8 protein-coding genes and 1 pseudogene are annotated in these 9,434 nt (G+C 36.0%); all 9 read right to left on the bottom strand.

The window, feature by feature from the left end:
- Positions 1 to 538: 538 nt before the first annotated feature.
- Positions 539 to 742 carry a hypothetical protein gene (locus AC3WTI_RS21020; RefSeq protein ID WP_000956355.1) on the bottom strand — a complete coding sequence of 68 codons (204 nt, stop codon included), beginning with the start codon at positions 740 to 742 and terminating at the stop codon, positions 539 to 541.
- A gap of 42 nt (positions 743 to 784) precedes the next feature.
- Complete coding sequence (locus tag AC3WTI_RS21015) at positions 785 to 1,651, bottom strand: hypothetical protein (protein WP_098903998.1); 867 nt, start codon at positions 1,649 to 1,651, stop codon at positions 785 to 787.
- 1 nt (position 1,652) lies between these two features.
- A complete protein-coding gene (locus AC3WTI_RS21010; RefSeq protein WP_098903997.1) occupies positions 1,653 to 2,585 on the bottom strand; it encodes a type II secretion system F family protein in 933 nt (310 codons plus the stop codon).
- The gene (locus AC3WTI_RS21005; protein WP_097841305.1) at positions 2,578 to 4,011 is read right to left on the bottom strand and encodes a TadA family conjugal transfer-associated ATPase; all 1,434 of its coding nucleotides are present in this window, start codon (positions 4,009 to 4,011) and stop codon (positions 2,578 to 2,580) included. The genes AC3WTI_RS21010 and AC3WTI_RS21005 overlap by 8 nt, the downstream gene beginning before the upstream one ends.
- Before the next feature lie 16 nt (positions 4,012 to 4,027).
- Positions 4,028 to 4,846: a CpaE/TadZ family protein gene (locus AC3WTI_RS21000; protein WP_097841304.1), complete on the bottom strand. Its 819-nt coding sequence runs from the start codon at positions 4,844 to 4,846 to the stop codon at positions 4,028 to 4,030.
- A gap of 16 nt (positions 4,847 to 4,862) precedes the next feature.
- Positions 4,863 to 5,723 (bottom strand): Flp pilus assembly protein CpaB, encoded by an 861-nt coding sequence (cpaB, locus tag AC3WTI_RS20995; protein WP_492304393.1) that lies wholly within the window; start codon positions 5,721 to 5,723, stop codon positions 4,863 to 4,865.
- A 390-nt stretch (positions 5,724 to 6,113) separates the two neighbouring features.
- Positions 6,114 to 6,275: a hypothetical protein gene (locus AC3WTI_RS20990; RefSeq protein ID WP_048530121.1), complete on the bottom strand. Its 162-nt coding sequence runs from the start codon at positions 6,273 to 6,275 to the stop codon at positions 6,114 to 6,116.
- Between the two features lie 124 nt (positions 6,276 to 6,399).
- The gene (locus tag AC3WTI_RS20985; protein ID WP_492304392.1) at positions 6,400 to 8,754 is read right to left on the bottom strand and encodes a hypothetical protein; all 2,355 of its coding nucleotides are present in this window, start codon (positions 8,752 to 8,754) and stop codon (positions 6,400 to 6,402) included.
- A gap of 112 nt (positions 8,755 to 8,866) precedes the next feature.
- Positions 8,867 to 9,434: pseudogene (locus tag AC3WTI_RS20980) on the bottom strand (S-layer homology domain-containing protein); the annotation flags it as partial.

Here is a 9,434-nt window from a genome sequence, read left to right as displayed (position 1 = left end):
ATTACAGCCAAGGCGATTAACATACCGTTTTCTGATGATAACTGTGAGTCTTCGTTTTTTAACCAATTTTTCATTTTTGCTAACATGATTAGAACTCCCTTATCTATTTATCGTTTTCCGACAGAGGACTCCTTCCTCAAAAATGTGAAGGTGTGAAACACCAATTTTAGGTGGGAGATGAATGTCGGTTGGCATAAGCCAACATGTTTGCTATCATTTACTTGTACAGATTGCTCTTTGAAAACTGAAGATATGAGGTTGGTTGCAGAAAAACGTTGCAACCGTAAAATCTTCAACGTTCTTTCGCCCCATACTTGCCGAAGTTGCGAAAACCAAGCTAAAGTAGGTAGTGTGGTGAGTCAACGTACAAGATACTTATGTTTTCACCGTAGGGACTACGGGTAGAGCCTGCTAAGATAACCGGTGGATACACCGGTGTTCGCAGGAATCTCCCACTTCAAACAGTCCGTAAGGACGTTAAGTGGTGAGTAGTTCAATTGAGCTATACGTAATAAACATCCTTGTTTTAAAAATTCTATTATTTGTTCCAAGTATTCACATCTGCATTGCTTGATGCTTTTGTAAATCGAGCTAGAATTGTGTCATACCCGCCTTGAATTGCTTTCCATACAAACGGGCCAATCACTAATACAATAATTACAGCCAAGGCAATTAACATACCATTTTCTGATGATAATTGTGAGTCTTCGTTTTTTAACCAATTCTTCATTTTTGTTAACATGTGTATTGCTCCTCTTCTTATTCAATTTGGGATACTAGCTTCTTATATACTTGCAAATCCTTGCATTAAGGATTGAATAACAATAACCATTGGATAAATCACAATACAGCCAATAACTGCAACGTTAAATTTATTCATTTCCATTGGCTTATTTTGAATGAGACGGTTATAGTTCTCATGTTTTAGCTCTCGCATCATTTTAATCTGCGCGTCCATAATACGAAGGCTCTGTACCTTGTCCGTTTTTTGTGCTTGTTGCAATGCAATCGTAAAGGTATTGATTTCTGGACTATTTAAAGCTGCTGCAAAGTTACGAAATGGTTGATCCGAACCCGCATACATTTCTAATTCCGCTGTAAGTGTAGATACATATGGTCGAAGATGTCTCCCTGCATATATTTGCGCCTTTTTTACTGCTTCTAATGTTGTATGTGTTTTTAACAGCTGCAACATCGGAATTAGATACTCTGGTAATTCAAATTTCCTTGCTTCTATCGCCTGCTTGATTCTTTTCTTTAATAAATAATCAGGATAGAAATAAAGCAGTGGTGAAATCAAAACTCCCACTTTAAATAGGTAGTAATCATGAAACACTGTACATATCAAGAAAACAGAAGTGAAAATGATGGGATACGCAACCTTCATTTTCAAATATTCTTCTGGTTTCGTATCCAAACCAGCTTCTTCTAATTTTTTCTGAATCTGCTCTTTCTTTTCTTCTGTCAGATACTTATGTGATAATGACTGAAAAGGAGCGAGCATCATTTGATTTAAATTCTTTTTTTCAATTCGCTTTGCATTTTCTACATAGTTTGTAAGTAGGCTACCACTATCTTTTTTACTTTGTAGAAAGGTAGAGAATACCCAATACATGACAACGAATACCACTACAGCTAAAATCGCAGCCACTTTATTCCCCTCTTTCTGTTGGATTATAATTTGCAATCTTTTCTACACGGGTTGCTAAGAAAAAGACAATGAACATATTTACCGCTAATACGATTTTCCCCATCATAGAACCTGCTAAAAATCCATATGCTTCTTTTGACATCAACATAATCACAATCGGCATGGCAATGACGATTAAGCAGTTCTGTACAAAGGCACGTTGTGCTTGCGACAAACTTGAACGTAATCTTGCCAGGTATAGCTTTTGTTTTTCGAAATCTTCTGCAATATCTAGTAAGACTTGCACTGAATTTGCTCCGCCTTCTCGGCTACACACTTCCAACATTTCATGGAAAAATACCAATTCCCTAAAGTTAAACGTTTCATTGAATCCTCTAAATGCACGGTGCATTGTAGTTCCACCTTCTAATAAAAGAGAAACTTTTTCTATTTCTTCTTGAATGCTTTCATGCATCATTGGTTTAACCTGAACTAACACCCGTTTTGCGTTATTACTAATTTGAAGTGCATTCGCTACAGCCTTCATATAGATAGAAAGACGATCAATGACAACCAAGTAGTAACGTTTTTTTCTTCGATAGAGAAGAAATCTCGGAACTAAAAATCCACATAAAACGGTAATCAGTGTAAAAGGATCTCTTCCAAAAGAAAAATAGAATACTGTTGCAATACTCATTCCAGAAAGAATTGTATATACCCAGTACATGCTTTTCGTCAATTTCCACTCGTACTTTTGGGCTTCTTGGATAACGGATTGTGGCAGATACATTCGTATCCCTTTGATATTCCTTAATTCCAAACGCCTTTCTTCTTTCTCATTTTCTTGTACAAATTGAGAAAGAGCAGAACCCTTAGATTTCGCAAAAAGTAAAACGAGAAATACTACACTAATAAAGATTAAAAATATACACCCATAGGCGAACAAACTATGCATACTGCACCTCCTGTTGTGAAAGGAATGGTGCATAAAGAGCTGGGTTTACAGTAGAAGAACGGAATTTCTTCTCCATTTCGGCTGACATTTTTGCTGTAACGATATGATCTCCATGAATCTTTCCTACTCTCTCATTTATTTCATCGTATTCCTCACCTGACGGAATAAATTGAGAAAGCTGATTGAACTGTATGTCATCTTGATAATCCAATAATTCAATCATCTCTGTAATATAGCGATTCCCATCTTCTTTCTTTTCTAAAAAGACGACCAAATCGAATGTTTGAGAAATTAATTCATATAAATACTGCGCATCGATATTCGCACCACTTTGCAGGCACATAAGCATTAAACGTCTAACTGCTTCTTTTGCACTTCTTGCATGGACAGAGGTGAAACCAGGATGTCCTGTTTGGAAGAAGTTAATCATTTTTAACGCTTCCTTCCCCCTTGATTCCCCTACAATTAATCGCTTTGGTCCTTGACGTAAAGCATTTGTTAACAATCTATCAAAATCGATTGTATTTTCTTCTACTTCCGATGCCCTACATTGCATCGGAACAAAATGATGTTCTGGAAAAATGCGATGCAAATATAATTCAGGGTTATCTTCTACTACCAGAGTACGTTCTTTTTTCTTTCCTTTCGGAATGTGAGAGGCAAGATATTTCATAAACTCTGATTTCCCTGTACCCGTAGCTCCAGCAACTAGAATATTCATTTTAGATTTCACGGCTGCAGCCAAAAAGTCCAACATCACTTTTGACGCTTGATTAGTAGATAGCATACGCTCTTCAGAAGCACGGAGGTGATCCGCATTCTTACGAATCGTTATTGTTGTTCCGAGTCCCCCAAGTTCATCTAGCGCAATATTGATACGGATATACGGAAACACGCAGTCCACATATGGCTTTGCCGTATTTAATGACTCTGATGTACTGTTTACCATCTTATAGGCTAAAGCTTTCACTTCTTCTTCCGTCTCAAATCGGTAAGGGAAGGTACATTCTCCCTCTCCAATTTTTTCGTAAATAATTTCTTTTGTGCCATTGATATAAATATCGGTTACATCCTTATCTTCTTTTAAAGGTTCTATAATCCCAAACCCCACAATTTCGTCACACACCATATTCAGTAACTGTTCAGAAGGTACATCTGAAATGACGACTTGATTGCTTAATAGAAAGCTTTTAATAATTTGTTCTACAGCTGCTCTCTTTTCTTTATTCATAAAGGATTCACTGAGGATATCACGATGGTCTTTTACTAAAAACGAACGAATTTCATCTGTTATATCTTTAATTTGTTGAGCTGTAGTTGTTCCTAACTTTCGGGCCGATTTGGAACGAATCATGTAACCAAAGTGATATAGATCAACTCGATTTCGCTTTAAGGCGATTTGTTTTTCCTGTAAATAGCCCCACATACTCCTTGTCCCCCTTTTAATTTCGTAAACCAAAGAGACCCTTTTTCATAGAGGATTGCTGGGATGGAATACCAAGACCAGCTGCTTCCATAATTTGATGGACCTTTGTATTAATTTGAGGGGAACCAAATTGCATCCCCCATTCGTAACTCGTGCGATCCCTGTCATACGGAATGGTTACTGCTATTTTTTGAGAAGAAAGCTTTTCAATATCTTCTACATAATTTTCATCTGCCATGTTCAAAACATGAATCATACGGGGCATTGTTAGCTTTGCATCTTCAATCAGCTGTAATTCTCGCTTAATAGCTAACGCACCTCGGGGATTTCCATTTAATACATGAACAACAAGATCTGATTGATATAGGATTGGATAACTCAGCACCTCGGATAATTCAGTTGGTACTAATAGAACGATATAGTCATATTCTGTATCTACAAGTGACTCTATAAATGTCGTTACAAAGAATTCTTTGTTTTGGATCTCTGGGAATTGAGCTAAGCTATAACCTGATGGAAACACCAGAAAATCCATCTTATCGTGCAATTTTTGCATCAACCTTGGATTCACTTTTTTCTCTAATAAATCTTGCTTGGTACAAATATACTGCAAGAGATTGTATTCATTTTCTTTTCTTACAAGCTCTAATATGTTTTTACTATCGTGGCTGAGACCAGTTCCAACTGCAAAGCTTGGTCTTACTTGGTCTGCTTCTACATAAAGTACCTTTTTCCCTAAATGAGCTAACTCATTTGCTATCGCAATACTTAATGTGCTTTTTCCTACATTTTCGTTTGTCGCATAAAAGGCAATAATTCTTACTTGCCGCTCCATCTTAATAACCCCTTTCTTACTTGGATTCGTTCAGATACTGTGCTACATACTCTTTTACATTTTTAGAAATCGGATTTGTCGAATGCTTCTCTACATAGTCTAAAATGTTCTTTTGATCAGATATTTGTGAGAATCCTTCAGCTGGTTCTAACTCTTTCCCTGTTTGTTCCACCTTTTGTCCGACCGCAACAGGAATGACGTCTCCAAGTGTTTTTGCACGATTTAAGTATTGAAGTTGTTCAGGTGAAACAGCCAGTGTGTATAATCGCGTTACTTTTGGCTTTTGTTTGTCTTCTTGTTCCTCTTTTGATTCTTTCTTTTCTAACACAAATGCATCTTCTGTATTGCTATCTTTTGCAGCAGTCACGCGTACACGTTGGAACAGCCCACCGAAGACAACCTTCTCATTGTCCCCTTCTTTCACAACCTGCTTAAAATACAAGTCCACATATGTGTTAGGAATAATACTATTCCCTGAACTTGTTTCTAAATCAACAAGTAACGAGAAAGCAACTTCTCCACCTTTCAAGTTTAAAATGGAAGAGTCCGGTAACTCTTCTTTCTTTACTACTTTGTTTTTAAAGAGATAGCTATTTTCGGTAATGGGTTGCCCATCATTTGTCCACTTCCCTACAACATCTCTTTTGCTTACACGTAATGCATTCGGTGGAATGGCATCACCAGGTAATGTTCGTTCCACTAGCATGTCTTCTTTAATCTCTGTATGTGCAGGTATATCCTTTGCGGCTACAACAATTTTAGTTGGTTTTACTGCATTTTCTACTGCAAAATAATTGTATCCATAGATACCCGCTACTGTTACAGCAGCTAAACCTACCGCAGCAATCTGCTTCTTTTGAAACTTAGATGGCTTCAATGTTTGTATTCCTCCTTATATAGCCTTTAAACGCAAAAAAGGACACACCTATGGCATTATGCGCCTTAGGTGTGTCCTTTTAGCTAATCTAAAGTTTATATGAAAATGTTGGATTTGTTTTCTTTAATATAACAATTCAATATTATGATATATAGAGTTTAATGTCAATCATTTCTAAAAAAATATTATTTTCACCATGCTAAAGCTCTGGTTTTAAAAATAAAAAAGTCTAAAAACGTTTTAATATCAGGGTTTTCAAGTAATTAATCAACCCTGAAACATGGTAAAATCATTCTAACATAATTAAATATTTGAGGGTGGTCAATTGCTATCCTTAAAGAGAAGGCATTGTATAACAGTTGTCTCTTTTTTATCTTATTATTTATTCTGTTAGAACGAAACAAGCTTTGTCCCCGTCTCAAAATACTTTGCAGGGGCATAACTTTTCCCATTCCGATCTTGCAACTCACTTCCAATATACAAAGATACAATCATTGCAACAACCCCTATAAAAACTGCACGTCTCACTTGTTGTTTTTTCTTTTTATCCATTTCTAATTCCCCCTTCTACGAAAAAAAAAGGCACATCCCATTAAGGGATGTGCCTTTGGTTTGTCCATTCAGCTACTAGTTTAAGATGGATATATTATTGTGTTGATTCATCTTATTATATATTTTATTTCCTATTTTTCATGTAATACCAATCAGTCAGTTTATGAAGTAGTTCTTCTTTACCTACCCAGTTCCATCCTACTCCACTCCCTCCAGGAAATGGATCATCTGGAAATACTCTTCTTTTTATGAAATCATCATAGGCAACACCTTTAATTTCTACTTGCTCAGTTAAGCATAGACTCATTTCATTGACACCTGCTGGAGCTGTTTCTACATTAAATGTATATACATCATCTTTTGTCTTCATTGGTGTATACCATTTGCGTTGACCATCAATAATTTTTTCTTGACCATCCCAGTATAGAGACTTAGTCGGTCTTTTACTATCAAAGACATGTCCTGTTATTTCAGACAAATACATATTTTTAGGTAAGAATTTTGATGTTAGGCCAGTATTAGAAACACTGTCTAATTCTTGTGTAGTTTTTAACCCTTCATCAGCAAAAGGATATTGTGCCGTTACTTTTGCAAATACACCAGGATAATTTGCATTCCAGTCATTTTTATATTTTCCGTTTACTTCATACGAAAACCCATAGCCAGAATGAAGCTTAGATGGTGCTAAATTATCTATACTTCCACTTAATGTTTCATAAAACATTTCTCCCATTGTGTCCTCTTTTGATACACGTTCACTTACTGATTCCACCACACCTTTTACACTCGTTAGACCGCACATCCCATTTTCATGTGATGGTGCATAGATAGCTGTTTTAATAGGGTTATTTTTATAAGTGGTTTCTTCAATATCTATACGATTACCTGCAGGGTTAATTTCCGCTTGAATTGTTCCTTTCCCCTTATGTTGCCAGCCAAGGTTCAAGGTTTTCTTTTCTCCCTCATTTAACCGTACCTTTTGTGATGCAACTTGTTGTCCGTTATGCTTGAGCACGACTACTGTTTCAGGATTTGCATATTTCGTTTCTAGTACATCTAACTTTTTAATTTTATTCTTCTCTTTTTCTAGTTTTTGTCTTGCATTATCTAACCTGCTTGCAGCATTATCCAGTCTGTTTTCTTCCCAAGAGCAGTCTCTATCAATATAGTAGTCATGGCCCTCTTCATCTTTCTCATGAATTGGATTACGACGACAATAACTTAAACTTGACTGTGCACTATCTCTATCGGATTCAGCACTATATACTTCCTGCTGAGATTTATTAATATTATTATTTACCTTTACTCTATATTGGTCACGTTCTGGCTTAAAATTATCGCGCGATACATCTACTCTTGTTTTAATATTCTTTCCTTCCCTTGCTGTTTCTCCTTCAATTCGGTCAGCTGAGAAATCAATTTTATATTTAAAATCATCTTCATCACCTGGATCTGGATTAGATGTTACTTCTGTACCACAGTTTCCATCTACAATAAAATCAACTACTTTCTCATTTGAATCCCTTTGAACCCCATCAATAATTTTTAACTTTGCAGTATAACGACCACACATCTGAGGCTGCCAACTTATATCTTCTTTCGTAAATCGCCCTGCATCGCCTTCATTTGGTTTTTGATTATCTTTTTGAGGATTTGAACGCAGGTAATTTTCCTGATGATGAACTGTTTCTCCACTTTTTGTAATATCTAGCATCCATTTCACACGATTTCGCTCACCTGCTATGTGTGAATACGGGTTACCTGCATCGAGTTTTGGACCATGTTCTTTATATCCTTTATCTTTACTTACATATTCGAAGCCATTAAACATGAATCTAACAGGTGTATCTTTTGTACCACTAGAGACTTTAAATTCTTTTATTTCAGGTTTACTAGTTCTTACATACCATAGGCTATATTTATTCACTCCATCTACACCTCCGGCACCCGCATACCCTCCTGATAGATAAGCTATATCACGAATCCAATAAAATCTACCATATGGTGTTTTAATATTTAAATTAAATATTAAATGTTTATTCATATTTTCTAATACAAATTTAGGATTCCCCCAATATTTATCAGCAATAATACCATTATTTATTCTTTCTACTTCTGTCACCATACGATCGCCCACTGTAACAGCGCTATTCCAATAACCATCATTTGCAATTCGAACATAAGGTTCAGATAAATCTTCATTTTTCACCAAATTATCATGTGGATTATCAAAATTAAAAGAACCGTTATATACAGCTGGGTAATGCAGATCACCTTTATACATTAAATCCACACCAGGTGGTGAATACCCACTCCCTGGCCGAATATATTTACCAGGCATTTGTAAGTCCGTCGCTGTTACAAAAGTATTTTCACCCCCATTATAAAATGGTATATCAGCATTTTTCGCACTTGATATACTTGGAATCATTAATACTGTTGAAGTGCATAAAAAAAATAATCCTCTTTTAAATTTCATACATTCCCCTCCTGAAACATAAAAAAGGACAAACCTGTACCATTGGTTAGGTACGTAAGGTTTGTCCTTCACGTATTTCATCATTAGAATCATATTATAATTAATTTTATCATTATTTAGGTTCAACATCTATGTACATTGTTTGCTCAGCCATAGCGTGTCCAATGCGAATTTTATAGTTTCCTTTTTGATAATTATTTATTGTTTGTGCATTAACAGTTTCCTGAATTTCCTTATCTAAATTTAAACCGCTCAGTAAAGTAGCCCATTGTTTCGCTAATTCTACAGTTGCTTTGTTGTTATCTAGAAAATATATTTTAAAATCATCTGGGCTTCCTGCTACAGCAAATTGGGCTCCGATTGATCCTTTAGGAAGGTACATATTTTTATCTACAATACTTAAAGGATCCTTGTACTGAAGATTTGTATTATATGTACTATTAATTCCCTTTAGAATACTCTGTGCCTCTTTAGTTAGTTGTTTCTGTACTAACGGATTTTTTAACGACTCAGGATAATAAGAAAAATCTTCTGCCACAAGGTTTGTATCTAATCCCTCTGGTACTACTGGTTTTGTCTCTGGCTTCACTTCTGGCTTTGTCTCTGGCTTCACTTCTGGCTTTGTCTCTGGCTTCACTTCTGGCTTTGTCTCTGGCTTCACTTCTGGCTTTGTCTCTGGC

This window comes from Bacillus sp. EB106-02-03-XG38, assembly GCF_058792175.1.
The sequence above is the reverse complement of the archived record's forward strand: the minus strand, read 5'-3'. Positions and strand labels throughout refer to the sequence as shown.

Excerpts from the sequence above, each read along its gene's own strand:
- AC3WTI_RS21020 (WP_000956355.1), bottom strand. The coding sequence starts at position 742 with ATGTTAACAAAAATGAAGAATTGGTTAAAAAACGAAGACTCACAATTA.
- AC3WTI_RS21010 (WP_098903997.1), bottom strand. The coding sequence starts at position 2,585 with ATGCATAGTTTGTTCGCCTATGGGTGTATATTTTTAATCTTTATTAGT.
- AC3WTI_RS21005 (WP_097841305.1), bottom strand. The coding sequence starts at position 4,011 with ATGTGGGGCTATTTACAGGAAAAACAAATCGCCTTAAAGCGAAATCGA.
- AC3WTI_RS21000 (WP_097841304.1), bottom strand. The coding sequence starts at position 4,846 with ATGGAGCGGCAAGTAAGAATTATTGCCTTTTATGCGACAAACGAAAAT.
- AC3WTI_RS20990 (WP_048530121.1), bottom strand. The coding sequence starts at position 6,275 with ATGGATAAAAAGAAAAAACAACAAGTGAGACGTGCAGTTTTTATAGGG.
- AC3WTI_RS20985 (WP_492304392.1), bottom strand. The coding sequence starts at position 8,754 with ATGAAATTTAAAAGAGGATTATTTTTTTTATGCACTTCAACAGTATTA.